This window comes from Herbaspirillum sp. GW103 (assembly GCF_000261365.1).
Taxonomy (GTDB): domain Bacteria; phylum Pseudomonadota; class Gammaproteobacteria; order Burkholderiales; family Burkholderiaceae_D; genus Herbaspirillum.
In genome coordinates this window covers 154386-173739 of record NZ_AJVC01000004.1, presented here as the reverse complement: position 1 = coordinate 173739, position 19354 = coordinate 154386, and the positions used below count along the sequence as shown (strand labels likewise).

The 19354-nt window shown below is 63.6% G+C and carries 16 protein-coding genes; 15 read left to right on the top strand and 1 reads right to left on the bottom strand.

The features are described 5' to 3' along the window. The first annotated feature begins 62 nt into the window (after positions 1-62). The 12 genes from asd to GWL_RS12910 all read left to right on the top strand — a co-directional run bounded on the left by asd (position 63) and on the right by GWL_RS12910 (position 15345). On the top strand, positions 63-1175 hold the full coding sequence (gene asd / locus GWL_RS12965) for an aspartate-semialdehyde dehydrogenase (RefSeq protein ID WP_008330865.1): 1113 nt from the start codon (positions 63-65) through the stop codon (positions 1173-1175). Between the two features lie 460 nt (positions 1176-1635). Continuing rightward, entirely contained in the window at positions 1636-4251 is a 2616-nt protein-coding gene (locus tag GWL_RS12960) for a FimV/HubP family polar landmark protein (RefSeq protein ID WP_034350785.1), read from the top strand. Positions 4252-4416: 165 nt separating this feature from the next. Further along, complete coding sequence (locus GWL_RS12955; RefSeq protein ID WP_008330857.1) at positions 4417-5325, top strand: tRNA pseudouridine(38-40) synthase TruA; 909 nt, start codon at positions 4417-4419, stop codon at positions 5323-5325. Between the two features lie 47 nt (positions 5326-5372). Next, positions 5373-6041: a phosphoribosylanthranilate isomerase gene (locus GWL_RS12950; protein ID WP_034351140.1), complete on the top strand. Its 669-nt coding sequence runs from the start codon at positions 5373-5375 to the stop codon at positions 6039-6041. A gap of 30 nt (positions 6042-6071) precedes the next feature. Next, positions 6072-7331, top strand: a complete 1260-nt coding sequence (trpB, locus tag GWL_RS12945; protein ID WP_008330854.1) for a tryptophan synthase subunit beta — start codon at positions 6072-6074, stop codon at positions 7329-7331. Positions 7332-7406: 75 nt separating this feature from the next. Then, on the top strand, positions 7407-8204 hold the full coding sequence (trpA, locus tag GWL_RS12940; protein ID WP_008330852.1) for a tryptophan synthase subunit alpha: 798 nt from the start codon (positions 7407-7409) through the stop codon (positions 8202-8204). A gap of 199 nt (positions 8205-8403) precedes the next feature. Then, positions 8404-9273, top strand: coding sequence for an acetyl-CoA carboxylase, carboxyltransferase subunit beta (gene accD, locus GWL_RS12935; RefSeq protein ID WP_008330851.1), 870 nt, complete (start codon positions 8404-8406; stop codon positions 9271-9273). A 124-nt stretch (positions 9274-9397) separates the two neighbouring features. Continuing rightward, positions 9398-10711 (top strand): bifunctional tetrahydrofolate synthase/dihydrofolate synthase, encoded by a 1314-nt coding sequence (gene folC, locus GWL_RS12930; RefSeq protein WP_008330848.1) that lies wholly within the window; start codon positions 9398-9400, stop codon positions 10709-10711. Positions 10712-10816: 105 nt separating this feature from the next. Next, positions 10817-11788, top strand: a complete 972-nt coding sequence (locus GWL_RS12925; protein ID WP_034350784.1) for an SPOR domain-containing protein — start codon at positions 10817-10819, stop codon at positions 11786-11788. Positions 11789-11822: 34 nt separating this feature from the next. Further along, positions 11823-12323 (top strand): CvpA family protein, encoded by a 501-nt coding sequence (locus GWL_RS12920; protein WP_034350782.1) that lies wholly within the window; start codon positions 11823-11825, stop codon positions 12321-12323. Between the two features lie 91 nt (positions 12324-12414). Continuing rightward, entirely contained in the window at positions 12415-13935 is a 1521-nt protein-coding gene (purF, locus tag GWL_RS12915) for an amidophosphoribosyltransferase (protein ID WP_008330840.1), read from the top strand. Between the two features lie 168 nt (positions 13936-14103). Further along, positions 14104-15345 (top strand): cystathionine gamma-synthase family protein, encoded by a 1242-nt coding sequence (locus tag GWL_RS12910; RefSeq protein ID WP_008330838.1) that lies wholly within the window; start codon positions 14104-14106, stop codon positions 15343-15345. 125 nt (positions 15346-15470) lie between these two features. Here the strand turns inward: GWL_RS12910 and GWL_RS12905 are convergent, their stop codons facing one another. Beyond that, positions 15471-16067, bottom strand: a complete 597-nt coding sequence (locus tag GWL_RS12905) for a TIGR00730 family Rossman fold protein (RefSeq protein WP_008330836.1) — start codon at positions 16065-16067, stop codon at positions 15471-15473. A gap of 266 nt (positions 16068-16333) precedes the next feature. Here GWL_RS12905 and GWL_RS12900 point away from each other — a divergent pair, with 266 nt between their 5' ends. The 3 genes from GWL_RS12900 to GWL_RS12890 all read left to right on the top strand — a co-directional run bounded on the left by GWL_RS12900 (position 16334) and on the right by GWL_RS12890 (position 19326). Further along, entirely contained in the window at positions 16334-17350 is a 1017-nt protein-coding gene (locus GWL_RS12900) for a patatin-like phospholipase family protein (protein WP_008330834.1), read from the top strand. An 84-nt stretch (positions 17351-17434) separates the two neighbouring features. Next, positions 17435-18346, top strand: coding sequence for an alpha/beta fold hydrolase (locus tag GWL_RS12895; RefSeq protein WP_008330830.1), 912 nt, complete (start codon positions 17435-17437; stop codon positions 18344-18346). Positions 18347-18483: 137 nt separating this feature from the next. Then, positions 18484-19326: a 3',5'-nucleoside bisphosphate phosphatase gene (locus GWL_RS12890; protein WP_008330828.1), complete on the top strand. Its 843-nt coding sequence runs from the start codon at positions 18484-18486 to the stop codon at positions 19324-19326. Positions 19327-19354: the final 28 nt, after the last annotated feature.

Here is a 19354-nt window from a genome sequence, read left to right as displayed (position 1 = left end):
GTCCGGCGCAATTGTGTTCAATCTGATTTGTTCACCATGGAAGTTCTAAATAGGGAAAGATGATGAAACTGGTTGGTTTGGTTGGCTGGCGTGGAATGGTGGGTTCGGTCCTGATGCAGCGCATGCAGGACGAAGGTGATTTCGATCACATCGAACCGGTGTTTTTCTCGACTTCGAATGCGGGCGGCAAGGCGCCGTCGTTTGCCAAAACGGCAACGACCCTGAAAGACGCCAACAGCATTGAAGAGCTGAAGAAATGCGACATCATCATCACCGCACAAGGCGGCGACTACACCAATGAGATCTTCCCCAAGCTGCGCGCCGCTGGCTGGGATGGCTACTGGATCGACGCTGCTTCCTCGCTGCGCATGAAGGATGATGCCGTGATCGTGCTCGATCCGGTGAACAACAACGTCATCAAGGACGCACTGGCCAAGGGCGTGAAGAACTACATCGGCGGCAACTGCACCAACTCCATCCTGCTGATGGGCGTGGGAGGCCTGTTCAAGGAAGGTCTGGTCGAGTGGGTCAGCTCCATGACCTACCAGGCGGCCTCCGGCGGCGGCGCCAATCACATGCGCGAGCTGTTGAAGGGCATGGGCGTCATCAACGCGGCCGTGGCCGACGAGCTGGCGACCCCGTCCTCGGCCATCCTGGACATCGACCGCAAGGTGGCCAAGACCATCCGTGAAGACGTGCCCACCGAGTTCTTCGGCGCGCCCCTGGCAGGTGGTCTGATCCCCTGGATCGACGCCCAGCTGGAAAACGGCCAGTCCAAGGAAGAGTGGAAGGGCCAGGCTGAAGTCAACAAGATCCTCGGCAACGAGCAGATCATCCCGGTCGATGGCCTGTGTGTGCGTATCGGTGCCATGCGCTGCCACAGCCTGGCGCTGACCATCAAGTTGAAGCGCGACCTGCCCCTGGCTGACATCGAGTCCATCATCCGTGCCGGCAACCCTTGGGTGAAGTGGGTCCCCAATGACCGCGCCATCACGGTCAAGGAACTGACCCCGGCGGCCATCACCGGTGGCCTGGAAATCGGCGTGGGCCGTGTGCGCAAGCTCAACCAGGGCCCGGAATACATCTCCGCCTTCGTCATCGGCGACCAGCTGCTGTGGGGCGCGGCCGAACCGCTGCGCCGCATGCTGCGCATCATCCTGGGCAACCTGGAGTGATGTCGGCGACCGGGAAAATCCCGGTCAGTTGCGCCGCGGCGTTGCTGCAATGCGAATAGGACTTGCCTTACGCGTTGTCAGTCTGCAACAATAGCCCGCCAGCGTCCATGCGAATGGATGCTGGCGGGTTTTTCTCATCTTGAGAAAGTAAGTACACTTGCGGGTGTAAGTTCTTGATGTTAATTTGAAAAGCCAATTCATTTCATGAAAGCCAACATGTGGCAGCGCCCTAGCAGAGCGCCTGCTGGATTTGATGAAATGGATCTGCTCCGGACCGCTGGCCTGCAAGAAAAGGCGTGACAACAGCAAGCCAGCACGGACCGGAGTGGCGCGGGCCGGCTGCACAGGCCGCGCGGCATCTGCCCCATTCACGGATCTGTAGGGCATTTCCAGGCCAGTACCGGCTTGAACGCCAGCGTGACGGGTTTGAAGCGCAACGTTTCTCTAAGCCAAACAAAACATGCCTGTACATACCAACAAGAAGCTTCCCTTGTCCCGGATGAAGACCCTGAGCGCCGCCATTGCACTGGCCATGGCCTTGCCGCTGGGGGCGCATGCTGCGGCCCTGGGCAAGCTGACCGTGCTTTCGTCGCTGGGCCAGCCCTTGCGCGCCGAGATCGAGGTGACTGCCGTGAGTGCCGACGAAGCCGGCAAGCTCACCGCGCGCCTGGCATCGGCCGACGCCTTCCGCCGCGCCAACATGGACTACAACCCGGTGTTGAGTTCTTTGTCCATCGTGCTGGAACAGCGCCAGGGGCGGCATGTGATCCGCATCAGTTCGTCCCAGCCGGTCAGCGATCCCTTCGTCGACCTGCTGCTGGAGCTCGATTCCGGTCAGGCCCGGCAACTGCGTGAATACACCTTCCTGCTGGATCCGCCCGACAGCAAGACCCCGCGCAATGCCCAGGTGGCACCGCTGACGCCGAGCAATGCGGAGGCCGCTGCGGCCGCTGCCGCACCGGCAGCGGCAAGTGCTGCGCCGGCCCCGGCACCAGCACCAGCACCGGCCGCAACGGCAGCGCCTGCTGCGGCGGAACCCCCGCCTGCTGCGGCACCCAGTGCGGCGATCCCGTTCAGTAGCGAAGAGCCGACCAGCACCATCGTGCAGCGTCCCGCTCCTTCCGCTCTGGCTGAAGAACTGATCCGTCGCCAGCAGGCCTCGCCCGAAAATACGCCGGCTTCGGCCAGCCCCGATGCGATGGCGGCGGCACCGGCAGGCCCTGCCGCCTCCGGCAGCGTCGCGGCACCCGCTGCGGCGCCTGCGAGCGCTGGCAAGAGCGGCGATTACCGCGTCAAGCCCGGTGACACGCTCAGCGCCATCGCCACGCGCAACCAGCAGGCCAATGTCTCGCTGGACCAGATGCTCATTGCGCTGTACCGGGCCAATCCCGATGCCTTCCAGGGCAACAACATCAACCGCCTGCGCGCGGGCAAGATCCTGTCCATCCCCGACCAGCCGACGGCGGCGGCGGTGGACCGCGACGAGGCACGCAGCATGGTGGTCGCACAAGCCCAGGACTTCAACGCCTATCGCAACAAGCTGGCGGGCCAGGTCGCCAATGGGCCGGCCGGCAAGGCTGGCAGCAACCGCCAGAGTGGTGGTGGCAAGATTACGGCACGTGTGGAGGAGCGTTCCGGTACCGGGCAAGCGCGTGACCGCCTGGAGCTCTCGCGTGCCAACAAGGGCCGTGGCAAGACCGGTAACGCCGGCGCTGCCGAAGAGAAGGCCGCCGCCGAACGCGCTCTGGCCGACGCCAATGACCGCGTCAAGGACCTGGAAAAGAACGTCGACAACCTCCAGAAGTTGCTGGAGCTGAAGAACCAGACCATCGCCGAACTGACTGCCCAGCAGCAGAAGCAGGCCGACCCCGCCAAGCCGGGCGCTGCCGCCACTGACAAGCCCGCAGAGGGTGACCAGAGCAAGCCCGGGGAGCCGCCGGCCACGGCTGCGGCACCGGCTACGCCGGCACCTGCGGACAAGTCCGCCAAGTCCGGTGGTTTCCTCGACAAGATCAAGGACAATCCCTACGTGCTGGCCGGTGCCGGCGTCCTGGTGGCGCTGCTGGCCGCAGGCGGGGGCGTGGTGGCCATGCGTCGCCGCAAGAAGAAGTCCGAGGACGGCCCGGCCGAGCCGGCCAGCGAGCCTGAGCCTGCCCCCTCACCCGAACCCGTGGCAGCGGCCGTCGCTGCCGTTGCACCTGAACCTGAGCCTGAACCTGAACCGGCTCCGTCTGCCGAGCCCGCTCCCGCCCCTGTGCCGGCCGTCGAGGCCGTGGCAGCCCCCGTGGAGGAGGCCCCGGTCGATCCGCTCGCCGAGGCCGACATGTACATCGCCTATGGCCGCGACGAACAGGCCGAGGATATCCTCAAGCTGGCTCTGCAGGCTCAGCCCGAGCGTCAGGCCCTGCATGCCAAGCTGCTGGAGATTTATGCCAAGCGTGGTGACGTCGCCAGCTTCAACCGCGTCGCCCTTAACCTGCATGCCTTGAGCGGCGGCCTCAACGAAGCCTGGGTCAAGGCGGCCGCACTGGGTCTGACCATCGATCCGACCAATCCGCTCTACGGCGGCACGCCGGCCGAGCCGGTCGCGGAAGAAGAGCCGGGCATGGAATTCGATCTGTCCGACTTCAAGGCCGCCGAGCTCCAGCCCGAAGCCGAACCGGCAGCCAAACCGGTGGCGGCGCCCATGGACCTGGGCAAGGATATCGATTTCGACCTCGATCTGGAAAACGGTGCCAAGCCGGATGCCGACGAGCCCATCCTGCCGGTCTCCGGCGGGGCGGCTTCGGCGTCCATGCTGCTGGACAGCAAGGAAGACGCGCCTGCGGCCAGCTCCCTGGCCGATCTGGACCTGAGCCTGCCGGAAGACACCCCGGCGCCCTCGGCGGCCAATATCCTGGAAGAAGACGAGGAGTCGGCCTTCGAACAGGAGATGACCACCAAGCTGGACCTGGCCGCCGCCTATGAGGAAATCGGCGACAAGGATGGCGCCCGTGAACTGCTGGAAGAAGTGATGCGCGGTGGCAACGACGCCCAGGTGGCACGCGCCAAGTCCATGATCGCCGCCCTCGGCTGAGGCCGGTGCCGGGAGCGATTACAATAGCGTCATCTCGCGGGCAGCTCGCATGAGCTGCCCGTTCGTTTTTTTTCGTGCCGCCGGATAGGGTGGTGTGCAGCCTGTATGAAGCTTTCTGCACCCATCCACCGTCCATCAGGCGCTGGCGGCGGGCAGTGAACATCCATGACAGAACTTTCTTCCCCATCCGCGGGCCTGCGTCGCGTCGTGCTGGGCGTGCAATACGACGGCGCCCGCTGGCAGGGCTGGCAGACCCAGCCGCACCGCCAGACCGTGCAGGACCAGCTGGAAGCGGCGTTGCAGCGTTTCAGTACCACGCCCATTGCCACGACCTGTGCCGGGCGTACCGATTCGGGTGTGCATGCGCTGGAGCAGATCGTCCATTTCGATACGCCCATTGCCCGCGATGCCTTTTCCTGGGTGCGTGGCACCAATGCCTTCCTGCCGCCCACCATCGCGGTACGCTGGGCCTGCGAACTGCCCTGGGTGGATGATGCCGCCATCGCCGGGGCCAGTGCCGCCGCCCAGGCAGCCGAGCTGCACGGGACCGCGCGGGAAGGGGCCGAGAGCCTGGCGCAATTCGGTTTTCATGCGCGCTTTTCAGCCATCGCCCGGACCTATCACTACGTGCTCTACAACCACGCCGTGCGCTCGCCGCTGCTGGCGGGCAAGGTCGGCTGGACCTTCCGCCCGCTGGATGCGGATCGCATGCACCGGGCTGCGCAACACCTGATCGGTGAACATGACTTCACCAGCTTTCGCGCCGTCGAATGCCAGGCCAAGTCCCCGGTACGCAAGATGGAAAGCATTGCCGTGCGCCGCCATGGCGACATGATCGTCTTCACCCTCAAGGCCAATGCCTTCCTGCACCACATGGTGCGCAACATCGTCGGTTCCTTGATCGTGGTGGGCAGCGGCAAGCAGGATCCCCAATGGATGGGCCAGGTACTGGCCCTGCGCGACCGCAGCCGCGCCGCACCGACCTTCATGCCGGATGGCCTGTACCTGGCGCGGGTCGACTATCCCGATAGCTGGGCGCTGCCGCAGGAGGCGCGCTCCTGGCCCTGGTTGTGAGTGGCGCAGGCAGACCAACCGAAGTTTTCATCCATGAGGCAATGTTCATGAGCTTTCGTACCCGCATCAAGATCTGCGGCCTGACCCGTGAAGAAGATGTGCGCGCCACCGTGGCCGCCGGCGCCGATGCCATGGGGCTGGTGTTCTATCCCAAGAGCCCGCGCTACGTGACGCCGCGGCGCGCCGGCGAACTGGCCCGTGCCGTGCCGCCCTTCGTGAGCATCGTCGGGCTGTTCGTCAATCCGACCCTGGAGGAGGTGCGCCAGGTGCTGGCCGAGGCGCCGCTGACGGTGCTGCAATTCCATGGCGACGAAACGCCCGAGCAGTGCGCTGCCATCGCCGAGTCCGTTGTCAGACCCTTCATACGTGCCGCCAGAATAGGAAGCTCGACGCAGCCCGCGGATTTGTTAGAATACGAGCAGGCATATCGCTCCGCCAGTCCCTTGTTCTCCGGACTGCTGCTTGACACCCTGGTCGAGGAGTATGGCGGCAGCGGAAAGGTTTTCGATTGGTCTCTCATTCCAAAAGAACTCGCGCCTCGGGCCGTTTTGAGTGGTGGCTTGAGCGTACACAACGTCACTGAGGCGGTGGTCGGCGTTCGTCCCTACGCGGTCGACATCAGCAGTGGCGTCGAAGCCGCCAAGGGCATCAAGGATGCCGCCAGGATAGCGGCCTTCATCCAGGCCGTGCGTCTGGCGGATGCTACCCCCGCGTAGCACACCCCCCAAGCGTTTCAGAGGAACACCATGAAAGAATTGAATCCCCTCGGCGGTTTCGCCGAGCGTCAGGCCATTCCCGCCGCCGCCCTGCACCAGACGGCCCATTACAACCTGCCTGATGCTCGTGGGCACTTCGGCCCCTACGGCGGCAGCTTCGTCTCCGAAACCCTGACCCTGGCCTTGAACGAGCTGCGCGACGCCTATGCGCGCTACCAGCACGATGAACAGTTCCTCGCTGAATTCCATACCGAACTGAAGCATTTCGTCGGCCGTCCCAGCCCGGTGTACCACGCCAGGCGCTGGTCCGAGATCGCCGGTGGCGCCCAGATCTACTTCAAGCGCGAAGACCTGAACCACACCGGTGCCCACAAGATCAACAACGTGATCGGCCAGGCCTTGCTGGCCAAGCGCATGGGCAAGAAGCGCATCATCGCCGAGACCGGCGCCGGCCAGCACGGCGTGGCCACGGCCACCATCTGCGCGCGCTTCGGCATGGAGTGCATCGTCTACATGGGTAGCGAGGACGTCAAGCGCCAGCTTCAGAACGTCTACCGCATGAACCTGCTGGGTGCCAAGGTGGTGCCGGTGGAGTCCGGCTCCAAGACCCTGAAGGATGCGCTCAACGAAGCCATGCGCGACTGGGTCACCAACGTCGAGACCACTTTCTACATCATCGGCACCGTGGCCGGTCCGCACCCGTATCCGATGATGGTGCGCGACTTCCAGTCGGTGATCGGCAACGAGTGCATCCAGCAGATGCCGGAAATCGCCTCGCGCCAGCCGGATTACGTGGTGGCCTGTGTCGGTGGCGGTTCCAACGCCATGGGCATCTTCTATCCCTACATCGATTATCCCGACGTCAAACTGGTCGGGGTGGAAGCTGCCGGTGATGGTCTGGATACCGGTCGTCACTCGGCTTCACTGACCCTGGGTTCGCCCGGCGTGCTGCACGGCAACCGCACCTACCTGCTGCAGGATGCCAATGGTCAGATCATCGAGACCCATTCGGTCTCGGCCGGCCTGGATTATCCGGGCGTGGGTCCGGAACACGCCTGGTTGAAGGACAGCGCCCGCGCCAGCTATGCCTGCATCACCGATCAAGAGGCGCTGGAAGCCTTCCACAACTGCTGCCGCATCGAAGGCATCATCCCCGCGCTGGAGTCCAGTCATGCCCTGGCCCATGCGGCCAAGCTGGCGGCCACCTTGCCCAAGGACCAGATCGTGCTGGTCAACCTGTCCGGCCGTGGGGACAAGGACATGCACACCGTGCAACAGCACCAGGGTTGACCCCCGGCCTGCCCGCACGTGCCGGCCGGCCCTTCGGGGCCAGCCGGCTGATTCGACAAAAAACTTCATATCACCATGTCCAGAATCCAGACCACCTTCTCCCAACTGGCCCAGCAGAAGCGCAAGGCGCTCATTACCTTCATTACCGCCGGAGACCCGGCCCCCGAGCTCACCGTGCCGCTGCTGCATGCACTGGTGGCCGGTGGTGTCGACATCCTCGAGCTGGGCGTGCCGTTCTCCGACCCCATGGCCGAAGGCCCGGTGATCCAGCGCGCCTGCGAGCGTGCCCTCAAATTCGGCATCAGCACCCACGACGTGCTGGGCTATGTGCGTGAATTCCGCAAGACCAACCGCCACACCCCCATCGTGCTGATGGGCTATGCCAACCCCATCGAGCGCTTTGGCGTCGATGCCTTCATCGCAGCGGCCAGCGAAGCGGGCGTGGATGGCACCATCGTGGTGGACTATCCGCCCGAGGAATGTGAAGAATTCGCCCAAAAGATGCAGGCCAGGGGCATGGATCCGATCTTCCTGCTGGCCCCGACCTCGTCGGAAGAACGCATCCGTCAGGTGGCGGCCGTCAGCAGCGGTTTCTGCTACTACGTCTCGTTGAAGGGCGTCACCGGTGCCGGTCATATCGACACCGCCGAGGTGGCCGAGCGTATCGCGGCCATCCGCCAGCACGTGAAGCTGCCCATTGCGGTGGGCTTCGGCATCCGTGATGGCGCCACCGCCCGTACCGTGGGCAGCGTGGCCGATGCCGTCGTGATCGGCAGCCGCATCATTGCCGAACTGGAAAACACCCCCCAGGACAAGGCCTGCGACGCGGTGCAGGCTTTCGTCAGCGATATCCGCCAGGCGCTGGACGCCTGAGCCGCTGCAACCCCGGTCCGGCAGGGCAGGGGTGTGCAATGCGCAGCCTCCGGCAGTGTCCGGAGGCTTTGTTTTTTTGAGAGGGCGCAAGCGGGCAGAAGACTTTTTCTTGCCTTGCGGAAAGCATGACCGTGCTTTACGTTCGCCGCCGGTGGGCTCTGGTACAATGCGCGCCACCGGAAAAATCTATGAGGTCTCTATGAGCTGGCTCGAGAAGTTGCTGCCACCCCAGATTCAACGCGGTTCCACCAGCCGCAAAGCCATCCCGGAAGGTTTGTGGGTCAAGTGCCCCTCCTGCGAAGCGGTGCTCTACCGTACCGACCTGGAATCCAATCTGCATGTCTGCCCCAAGTGCAGCCATCACATGCGCATCCGCGCCCGTGCTCGTCTGGATGCCCTGCTCGACGAGGGCGGCCGCTATGAGATCGGCCAGGAAGCCCTGCCGGTCGACACCCTGAAGTTCAAGGACAGCAAGAAGTACCCCGATCGTCTCAAGGACGCCATGGAATCCACCGGCGAAACCGACGCCATGGTGGTCATGGGCGGTGCCATCATGACCCTGCCGGTCGTGGTGGCCTGCTTCGAGTTCGAATTCATGGGCGGTTCCATGGGCTCGGTGGTGGGTGAGCGCTTTGTCCGTGGTGCCCAGGCGGCGCTGGAGCAGAAGGTCCCCTTCATCTGCATTACCGCCACCGGCGGCGCCCGCATGCAGGAAGGTCTGCTGTCGCTGATGCAGATGGCCAAGACCACCGCCATGCTGACCAAGCTGTCGGAAAAGAAGCTGCCCTTCATCAGCGTGCTGACCGACCCGACCATGGGCGGTGTGTCCGCTTCGTTCGCCTTCATGGGCGATGTGGTGATGGCCGAACCCCGTGCCCTGATCGGTTTTGCCGGTCCGCGCGTGATCGAGAACACGGTGCGCGAGAAGTTGCCGGAAGGCTTCCAGCGGGCTGAATTCCTGGTTACCAAGGGCGCCATCGACATGATCGTCGACCGCCGCAAGATGCGTGAGGAAATCGCCCATCTGCTGGCCCTGCTGCAAAATCAGGCTGCCGAAACGGTGTCCTGATTAGCCGCTATACTTCAGGCCCGGATTTGCAGAAGTGCAAATCCGGGCTTTGTCTTTTCGACATCCGCAAGCCGTAATCCGTAATCCGTTTTTCGAGCAGCAGCTTCACCGACCGAGACGCGCCATGACTTCCCAAGCCTCCCCGACTCCCGCCACCTTGAATGAATGGCTGGCCCTGCTGGAACAACGTCACTTCAAGCAGATCGACATGGGCCTGGACCGTGTGCTAGCCGTGAAGGAAAAGCTCGACATCCGCTTCGACTGCCCGGTCATCATGGTGGCCGGCACCAATGGCAAGGGCTCCACCTGCGCCATGCTGGAGTCCATCCTGATGCGCGCCGGTTACCGCGTGGGCCTCTACATCAAGCCGCATTTCCTGCATTTCAACGAACGTGCCCGCCTGTCCGGCGACATGGCCAGCGATGCCCAGCTGATCGCCGCCTTCGAAGCGGTGGAAGCGCAGCGCGGTGATATCTCGCTGACCTATTTCGAATTCACCACCCTGGCCATCATGAAGTTGCTGGCCGATGCCAGGCTGGACGTGGTGATCCTCGAAGTCGGCCTGGGCGGGCGCCTGGATGCGGTCAACGTGGTCGATGCCGACGTGGCCGTCGTCACCAGCATCGACATCGACCATACCGAATACCTGGGCGAGACCCGCGAAGAGATCGGTTTCGAGAAAGCCGGCATCTTCCGTCCCGGCAAGGTGGCCGTGTGCGGCGACCCGGTGCCGCCCAAGTCGCTGATCGCGCATGCCGAGAAGATCGGTGCCGACCTCTGGCTCATGGGGCGCGACTTCAACTACCAGGGCGACAAGCAGCAATGGGCCTATGGCGGACGCGGCATGCGCCGCAATTCGCTGGCCTATCCCAGCCTGCGTGGCGCCAACCAGCTATTGAATGCCTCGGCGGCCCTGGCCGCGTTGGAAGCCCTGCGCGAAGTGCTGCCGGTGGGCGCCCAGGAAGTGCGTACCGGCCTGGCCACGGTGGAACTGCCGGGCCGCTTCCAGGTACTGCCGGGCCAGCCGCTGGTGATCCTGGACGTGGCGCACAATCCGCATGCCGCTGCCACGCTGGCGCAGAATCTGGACAACATGGGCTTCCATCCCTATACCTATGCGGTGTTCGGTTCCATGCTGGACAAGGATATTGAAGGCGTCATCAGCCACCTCAAGGACAAGATTGACCACTGGTGCGTGACCAATCTGCCTCTGCCGCGCGCGGCCAGCGCGCAACAGCTCAAGGAGGCCCTGCTGGGGGCCGGCGTGCAGCCGGAATTCAGGCGGGACGCGGCGCGCAGCGTAGAAACCTTCACTACTCCGGCCGAGGCGTATGCAAATGCGTTAAGCAGAGCAGGGGAGAATGATAGAATTGTGGTTTTCGGGTCCTTCCTGACTGTAGCCGGCGTCATGCAGGCGCGCCGCCCCGGTCTGCACTGATCCCGACGGCGTTCCGGAGCCGGCCACGCTTGGCCCGCCGGCGCCAGGACCTGAGTGGCCACGCAGGTTTTCCACGATTTCCAGATCAATTCAAGACGACTCCGCATGGGCTTGTTCTCGTTTTTCCGTAAAAACAAGCAGGACGCTACTGCTGACCAAGGGTCCTTCCGTTCACGTTCCGAGGAGCAATCTTCCGTCATCCGCAGCCGCAGCAGTCGCAGCGCCGCCAATGGCAGCGCCGGTTCTGCCCGCGGCAGCAGTCGCAGCAAGGCCGGCAAGGATGCCGCCGCCGACCCGCTGCTGCCGGAAAAGAAGCGCGCCCGGCGCCGCCTGATCGGGGCCGTCGCGCTGGCGCTGGCGGTGGTGATCGTGTTGCCGATGATCCTCGATTCCGAGCCCAAGCCCTTGAACGACGACATTGCCATCCAGATCCCCTCCAAGGACCAGCCGGCCCCCGCGGCGGCCCAGCCTGGCACGGGTGATGCCAAGCAGGCGTCGCTGGACCAGAAGGAAGAGATCGTCGAGCCCTCCAGCATCGCGCCCGAGCCCGCCAGCCCGCCGGTGGCGGCAGTCGCGCCCAGGCAGGAGGACAAGCAGGCAGAAAAGCCAGTTGAAAAGCCGGTAGAAAAGCCGGTCGAGAAGCCCGTTGAAAAGGCGCCCCCCAAGGCCGAGGAAAAGAAGCCGGCCTCAGCCGAGCACAAGGAAGAACCGAAGAAGGAAGTCGCCAAGCCCAAGGCCACGCCCCATGCCGCCGACGACGATGCGGCGCGCGCGCTGGCGATCCTGGAAGGCAAGTCCGGCAGCAGCGCGGCAGCGCCCCCGGCGGAAAAGAAACCGGCCGCAGCCGGTGGCAAGTTCGTCATCCAGGTGGCCGCGCTGGCCACCCAGGACAAGGTCAGTGAATTGCGCAACAAGTTGAGTGCAGCCGGTATCCGTTCGTATACGCAGAAGATTGCAACCCAGGCCGGTGAGCGTACGCGCATTCGCGTGGGCCCCTTCTCCAGCCGCGAGGAAGCCGAACGCATGGGCGGCCGAATCAAGAAGCTGGGCCTGAATGCCACCATTATTCCTGCTTGAATTTGGCTACAAATAGCCGCATATTGTTGTCATCGTGACGATATTTGACTACCTGGTGCTGCTGATCCTTGTTTGTTCAGTGATCATCGGCACCCTGCGCGGACTGGTGCGTGAAGTTTTGTCCCTGGCCGGCTGGATCGTGGCGCTGGTGGTGGCCAATACTTATGGCGAGGCGCTCTCGGCGATGTTGCCGGACGTGGTGCCGGGTGAACTGACGCGGCTCATCGTGGCCTTCATTGCGCTGTTCATCGGTACGCGCCTGTTGATGGCGCTGGTGGCCAAGACGCTGGGCGAACTGGTCAAGGCGACCGGTCTGGGTTTCGTGGACCGCACGCTGGGCAGTGTGTTTGGCGTGGCGCGCGGGGTATTGCTGGTGGTGGCGGTGGCCTTGCTGTGCGGTACCACGGCCATTCCGCAACAGGATTTCTGGAAGCAGGCGCGTTTCAGTCCCTGGGTCGAGCAGGCCGCCGAAGCGGTGCTGCCCTACCTGCCGGGCAAGCTGGCCGAGCATGTGAGTTTTTCCACCCCGGTCTGACAACAGGCTCCGTGGCGGAGCGCATCAGATCGTTTGGACCGGGTTGCAGTCGTGGTTCATTTTCGTTTTCGTTTTTCGTTAGGAGTCCACCATGTGTGGCATCGTCGGTATCGTCTCTCATAGTCCCGTCAACCAGATGCTGTATGACGCGCTGCTGCTGCTGCAGCACCGCGGTCAGGATGCGGCGGGGATCGCAACCAACCACAGCAACGGTTTCTCGATGCACAAGGCCAATGGCCTGGTGCGCGACGTGTTCCGTACCCGCAACATGCGCTCGCTGCCCGGCAACACCGGCATCGGCCAGGTGCGCTATCCGACCGCAGGCAGCTCGTCCTCGGAAGAAGAAGCGCAGCCCTTCTACGTCAATGCCCCCTTCGGCATCATCCTGGCGCACAACGGCAACCTGACCAATGCGGAACAGTTGAAGATCGAGATGTTCAAGAACGATCGCCGCCACATCAACACTGATTCCGATACCGAAGTGCTGTTGAACGTGCTGGCCCACGAGATCCAGCAAGCCACCACCGGCTACTCGCTCGATCCGGCGGCGCTCTTCAAGGCCGTGGCCATGGTGCACAAGCGTGTGCGCGGCTCCTACGCCGTGGTGGCGCAGATCGCCGGTTATGGTCTCCTGGGCTTCCGCGATCCGTACGGCATCCGTCCGATGTGCCTGGGCTTCAACGAGAGCGACAAGGGCATCGAATACATGATGGCCAGCGAATCGGTGGCCCTGGAAGGCATGGGCTTCCGCTTCCTGCGCGACGTCAACCCGGGTGAAGCGATCTTCATCGACAACGACGGCAAGCTGTACAACCAGCAATGCGCCGAGAACCCGACGCTAAACCCCTGCGCCTTCGAATACGTCTATCTGGCCCGTCCGGACTCCATCATCGATGGCGCCTCGGTCTACGCCACCCGTCTGAAGATGGGCGAGTTCCTGGCCGACAAGATCCGTAGCCAGTTCAAGCATGGCGAGATCGACGTGGTCATGCCGATTCCCGATTCCTCGCGTCCGGCGGCCATGGAACTGGCGTTGAAGCTGGGCATCGAGTACCGCGAAGGCTTCATCAAGAACCGCTACATCGGCCGCACCTTCATCATGCCGGGCCAGGCGCTGCGCAAGAAGTCGGTACGCCAGAAGCTCAATGCCATCGGCAGCGAATTCAAGGGCAAGAACGTGCTGCTGGTGGATGATTCCATCGTGCGTGGCACCACCAGCCGTGAAATCGTGCAGATGGCCCGCGAGTCGGGTGCCAAGAACGTGATCTTCGCGTCGGCTGCACCGCCGGTGAAGTATCCCAACGTCTACGGCATCGACATGCCTACCCGTGACGAGCTGATCGCCTTCGGTCGCAGCGACGAAGAAGTCTGCCGCGAAATCACCGCCGACGCCCTGGTCTACCAGGATGTGGAAGCCTTGAAGCGCGCCATCTCCGACGCCAACCCGGCCCTCAAGCAATTCGAGGCTTCCTGCTTCGACGGTCACTACATCACCGGCGACATCACCCAGGAATACCTGGACCGCATCGAATACGCCCGCAAGAATCCCAAGCCGGCGCTGGAAGATGTGGTGCGTTCGCAGTTGAACCTGAACCTGGCGCGCGTGGACTGATCTTCGCCGCCTGACTCCAGGCTGGACCAGAACGCCGGTGGCCGCTTTGGCGGCACCGGCGTTTTGCATGGATCTGCTCGACAACCCGACCGACGGGAATCTGGCTTATCATTTTGCCTTTGGCCGCGCGCCGGCCTTGCCCCTCACTTCTGCTTTCCCGATCACGCGATGAACGATAAAAAGACCTACGGCTTCACCACCACCATCCTCCACAGCGACCGCCAGAAGGGCATCGAGCACGGCTCCCTGCACAAGCCCATCCACACTTCCGTGACCTTCGGTTATGAAGATGCGCGCCAGCTGGCCGAAGTGTTCCAGGGCAAGCAGTCGGGCTATCGCTATGGCCGCCAGGGCAACCCCACGGTGTCGGCGCTGGAAGACAAGATCACCAAGATGGAAGACGGCAAGTCCACCATCTGCTTTGCCACCGGCATGGCCGCCATTGGCGCCATCGTCCAGGGCTTGCTGCGCGAGGGCGATCATGTGGTGTCCTCGGCCTTCCTGTTCGGCAATACCAATAGCCTGTGGATGACGGTGGCCGCGCAAGGCGCCAAGGTCTCGATGGTCGATGCCACCGATGTGAAGAACGTGGAAGCGGCCATCACGCCCCAGACCCGCCTGGTCTTCGTGGAAACCATCGCCAACCCGCGCACCCAGGTGGCCGATTTGCAGCGCATCGGCGAGCTGTGCCGCGAGCGCGGTATCCTCTACGTGGTGGACAACACCATGACCTCGCCCTATCTGTTCCGCCCCAAGACGGTCGGTGCCGGGCTGGTGGTCAATTCGCTGACCAAGTCCATCGGCGGTCACGGCAATGCGCTGGGCGGGGCTCTGACCGATACCGGTGAATACGACTGGACCCGCTACCCGCACATCGCCGACAGCTACAAGAAGAACCCGGCCCCGCAATGGGGCATGGCGCAGATCCGCGCCAAGGGCCTGCGCGACTTCGGTGGCACGCTGGGCCCGGAAGCGGCGCACCACATCGCGGTGGGCGCCGAGACCATGGCCCTGCGCCAGGAACGCGAATGCAGGAATGCGCTGGCGCTGGCGCAGATGCTGGAAGCCGATCCGCGCGTGGCAGCGGTCCACTATCCGGGGCTGGAATCGCATCCGCAGCATGCCTTGAGCAAGGCGCTGTTCCGTTCCTTCGGCAGTCTCATGTCCTTTGAACTGAAGGACAGCATTGACTGCTTCGACTACCTCAACCGCCTGAACCTGGCCGTGGCCGCCAGCAATCTGGGCGATACCCGTACTCTGGTGATCCCGGTGGCGCACACCATCTTCTACGAGATGGGCGCCGAGCGCCGCGCCAGCATGGGCATCGCCGAGTCACTCATCCGCGTCTCGGTGGGGCTGGAGGATACCGATGACCTGGTCGAGGATTTCCGCCAGGCGCTGGCAGGCTGAGGCCCAAGCCCGCCAGGACGGCGGTTCCAGGCCGAAGTGAAGAAAAAAACACGCCCGTCGCCTCGCAAGAGGGACGGGCGTTGTTCTTGGTGCTGCCAGATGAACGATTTTGCAAAAAACCGGTGTCAGGGCACCAGATTGGCCACTGCCTCGCGGTCGGCCCACTTGGTCTTGTAGGTCGGCTTGAAGTTCTGGAAGCGTTCGATCAACCTGGCCGGATCGGCTTCGTGCATCATCAGCCCGGACTGGTCGCTGCTGACGAAGCGCTGCGAGACCAGATGGTCGACGAAGGCGATCAGGTTGTTGTAGAAGCCGTCCACGTTGTACAGGCAGATCGGCTTGTAGTGGAAGCCCAGCTGGGCCCAGGTCAGCACCTCGAACAGTTCCTCCAGGGTGCCCATGCCGCCCGGCATGGCCACGAAACCATCGGCCAGCTCGGCCATCATGGCCTTGCGCTCGTGCATGTCCTTGACGATGTGCAGGCGGGTCAGGCCGTCGTGGCCCAGTTCCTTGTCCAGCAAGGCTTTGGGGATGACGCCGGTGGCTTCGCCGCCCAGCTTCATGACTTCACTGGCGATGATGCCCATGAGCCCCACATTGCCGCCGCCATACACCAGGGCGATGTTGTTCTTTACCATCTCCTGCGCCAGCTTGCGCGCCGCCTCGGCATAGGCCGGGGATGCACCGGGAGAAGAGCCGCAATATACGCAAATCGATTTCATGTGTCCTCTGCTGTGTCCGTCGTTACGTCAGTCCTTGGCTACAATGGCTGAGGTGGTCTGCTCATGTTTCCCGAGAGAATCAAATCCTCGCCCCAAGTAGCCACTATCTCCAGTCGTGTTCCTGTTATACCATGATAGTGCAGTGCAGCATAAGTGGCAGTGGTGACGTCGGCGTGACAGTGACAGTCACCGTGACAATGACGGCAACAGTGAGGCAGTGCAGGCGCAGCTGTTGCGTCAGGTGGTGAGTGAAGATAAGGGACATCATGTCGAACAAGATCGTCAGTCTGGCTCTGCAGGGTGGGGGCTCGCATGGCGCCTTCACCTGGGGCGTGCTGGATCGTCTGCTGGAGGATGGGCGGCTGGACCTGGAAGGCATCAGCGGTGCCTCGGCCGGGGCCATGAATGCCGCCGTGATGGCGCAAGGCTATGTGCAGGATGGGCGCGATGGCGCTCGCGCGGCGCTGGAGCGCTTCTGGACGGCGCTCTCCAATGGCGTCCCGCTGGACCACGTGACGACCGAAGGCGCCCCTGTCATCGCCAATCCCACGCCCATGCCGGGGATGCAGGCGCTGCTGGCGATGACGCGCTTCTTCTCGCCCACGCAATTGAATCCGCTGGATATCAACCCGCTGCGCGACATCCTGGTGGCGCAAGTGGATTTTGAACGCCTGCGCAGCCAGCGCGCGCTCAAATTGTTCATCGCCGCCACCCAGGTCAGCACCGGCACGCTGAAGATCTTCCGCAATGCCGACCTGTCGGTGGACGTGCTGCTGGCCTCGGCCTGCCTGCCTTCGCTGCACCGACCCATCGAGATCGATGGCGAAGCCTACTGGGACGGCGGGCTCACGGCCAATCCGCCGATCTATCCGCTGCTGCATTCCTGTACCGCGCGCGACGTGATGGTAGTGCTGCTGCATCCCAGCCGTCGTGCCGGCACGCCCACCTCCAGCCACGATATCGGCCAGCGGCTCTCGGAAATCAGCTTCAGCTCGGCCTTCTTCACCGAGCTGAGCGGGCTGGCCCTGGCCAAGCGCGAGGCCGAGAATTCGACGCTGGCCTTCGGCTCGCTGGAGCGGCGGCTGCGCCAGTTGAACCTCCACATGATCGATGCCAACGAACTGATGGAGCAACTGACCAACCTCTCCAAGCTCAATACCCAGGCCAGTTTCATCGGCAGCCTGTTTCAGCAGGGCCGCGAACGCGCCTCGGAATGGCTGGAGCAGAACTTCGCCCAGATCGGCCATACCTCCACCTTCGACCTCGGGCGCTTCCTGCCCTGAAATCCCGGCTTCGCGCACGATCGTTCTCTTTTGTCTATACTTTGCTGCTTGATTCTTCACAGCAGATACAACAACGACAACGCCATGCGCTCAATCATCGCCAAGAAAGCTTCCCGCTCAGAATTCCTCACCGTGCGCGGCCTGCGCTATCACGTACGCCATTGGGGCGACCCGCAGGCGCCCAAGATCTTCATGATGCACGGCTGGATGGATATGTCAGCCTCGTTCCAGTTCATGGTCGATGCCCTGCAAGGGGAGTGGCATGTCATCGCGCCGGACTGGCGCGGCTTCGGCCTGACCGAGCGCAGTCCGGCGCAATCCTACTGGTTCCCGGATTACCTGGCCGACCTCGATGTCCTGCTGGACCACTATGCCGGCGACCAGGCCGTCAACCTGCTCGGTCACAGCATGGGCGGCAATGTGGTGAGCCTGTATGCGGGGGTGCGGCCCCAGCGCATCGCCCGCCTGATCAACCTGGAAGGCATCGGCCTGCCCACGGCCAAGCCGGAGCAGGCACCGGGACGCTTCACCCAGTGGCTGGACGAGATGAAGAATCGTCCCGTCCTGCGTGGCTACGCGACGCTGGACGAAGTAGCCGCGCGCCTGCAGAAGAACAATGCGCGCCTGTCGGACGAGCGTGCCGGTTTCCTGGCCCGGCACTGGGCGCAGCAGGATGAGAGCGGGTTGTGGCAGATCCTGGGCGACCCGGCGCACAAGCAGGTCAGTCCCATCCTGTACCGGGTCGACGAAATGATGGCCTGCTGGAGCCGCATCACCGCACCGGTACTGTGGATCGAGGCCATCGACAGCGATATCTGGCGCTTCTTCGGTTCGGCCTCGTTGAAGCGCGAAGAAATCGACCGTCGCATTGCCTGCATCCCCAGCACCCAGGTGGAGATGATCGCCGATGCCGGTCACATGCTGCACCATGACCAGCCCGAGCGCCTGGCGCAATTGATCGAGGCATTCCTGCAGCAGCCGCTGCCGCCTGCCTGAGGCGGTCGCGCCGAGCGGGGGCGGCCACAAGCGCGTAGAATGAAGGCATTCCTATCCCCCCGGCACTTCCTGATCGGCGGCAGCCACAAGCGACCGGCCCGGTCGTTGTGCTTGTTGCGTCTTCATTGTGGTTTCCTATGTCTGAACTCAAGTTCGATCTGCACTGCCATTCCAACGTCTCCGACGGCCTGCTGTCGCCGGAAGAGGTGGCTGCTCGCGCCAAAGCCAATGGCGTGGGCGTATGGGCGCTGACCGACCACGATGAAGTGGGCGGTGTGGCGCGCGCCCGCGCGGCAGCCCGGGCAGCGGGCATGGAGCACGTGGCCGGGGTGGAAATTTCGGTCACCTGGGCCGGGCATACGGTGCATATCGTGGGTTTGCGCATCGACGAAACCGACCCGACCCTGATCGCGGGCCTGGCCGCCACCCGCAACGGCCGCGAGCGTCGCGCCCGCGAGATCGCCGAGGCGCTGGAGCGGCACGGCATCGGCGGGGCCTATGAAGGTGCGTTGAAGCACGTGGGCAATCCGGACCTGATCTCGCGCACGCATTTCGCCCGCTACCTGGTGGAATGCGGCACCTGCTGCGATACCAAGGAAGTCTTCGCCAACTACCTCACCGAGGGCAAGCCCGGCTACGTGCCGCATCGCTGGGCCACGCTGGAAGAATCGGTGCGCTGGATCCGCGGCGCGGGCGGGGTGGCGGTGATCGCTCATCCGGGCCGCTACAAGTACACGCCGACACAGTTTGGCGCGCTCTTCGACGAGTTCAAGCAACTGGGCGGGGTGGCCATCGAAGTCAATACCGGCAGCCATACGCCGGAGCAGTACCAGGAATATGCCCAGGTCGCCCGCCGCTATGGCTTCCTGGGCTCGATGGGTTCGGATTTCCATGGTCCGGGCGAGTCGCGCATGGATCTGGGCGCGCTGCCGCCGCTGCCCACCGGGGTCAAGCCGGTGTGGCATGACTGGGGACTGTGAAAGCCCGCCCGCCCCGGAAGCTCTTGAA

What these genes read in the sequence shown, in the direction of transcription:
- asd (WP_008330865.1), top strand. Translation starts at nt 63, where the DNA reads ATGAAACTGGTTGGTTTGGTTGGCTGGCGTGGAATGGTGGGTTCGGTC.
- GWL_RS12960 (WP_034350785.1), top strand. Translation starts at nt 1,636, where the DNA reads ATGCCTGTACATACCAACAAGAAGCTTCCCTTGTCCCGGATGAAGACC.
- GWL_RS12955 (WP_008330857.1), top strand. Translation starts at nt 4,417, where the DNA reads ATGACAGAACTTTCTTCCCCATCCGCGGGCCTGCGTCGCGTCGTGCTG.
- GWL_RS12950 (WP_034351140.1), top strand. Translation starts at nt 5,373, where the DNA reads ATGAGCTTTCGTACCCGCATCAAGATCTGCGGCCTGACCCGTGAAGAA.
- trpB (WP_008330854.1), top strand. Translation starts at nt 6,072, where the DNA reads ATGAAAGAATTGAATCCCCTCGGCGGTTTCGCCGAGCGTCAGGCCATT.
- trpA (WP_008330852.1), top strand. Translation starts at nt 7,407, where the DNA reads ATGTCCAGAATCCAGACCACCTTCTCCCAACTGGCCCAGCAGAAGCGC.
- accD (WP_008330851.1), top strand. Translation starts at nt 8,404, where the DNA reads ATGAGCTGGCTCGAGAAGTTGCTGCCACCCCAGATTCAACGCGGTTCC.
- folC (WP_008330848.1), top strand. Translation starts at nt 9,398, where the DNA reads ATGACTTCCCAAGCCTCCCCGACTCCCGCCACCTTGAATGAATGGCTG.
- GWL_RS12925 (WP_034350784.1), top strand. Translation starts at nt 10,817, where the DNA reads ATGGGCTTGTTCTCGTTTTTCCGTAAAAACAAGCAGGACGCTACTGCT.
- purF (WP_008330840.1), top strand. Translation starts at nt 12,415, where the DNA reads ATGTGTGGCATCGTCGGTATCGTCTCTCATAGTCCCGTCAACCAGATG.
- GWL_RS12910 (WP_008330838.1), top strand. Translation starts at nt 14,104, where the DNA reads ATGAACGATAAAAAGACCTACGGCTTCACCACCACCATCCTCCACAGC.
- GWL_RS12905 (WP_008330836.1), bottom strand. Translation starts at nt 16,067, where the DNA reads ATGAAATCGATTTGCGTATATTGCGGCTCTTCTCCCGGTGCATCCCCG.
- GWL_RS12900 (WP_008330834.1), top strand. Translation starts at nt 16,334, where the DNA reads ATGTCGAACAAGATCGTCAGTCTGGCTCTGCAGGGTGGGGGCTCGCAT.
- GWL_RS12895 (WP_008330830.1), top strand. Translation starts at nt 17,435, where the DNA reads ATGCGCTCAATCATCGCCAAGAAAGCTTCCCGCTCAGAATTCCTCACC.
- GWL_RS12890 (WP_008330828.1), top strand. Translation starts at nt 18,484, where the DNA reads ATGTCTGAACTCAAGTTCGATCTGCACTGCCATTCCAACGTCTCCGAC.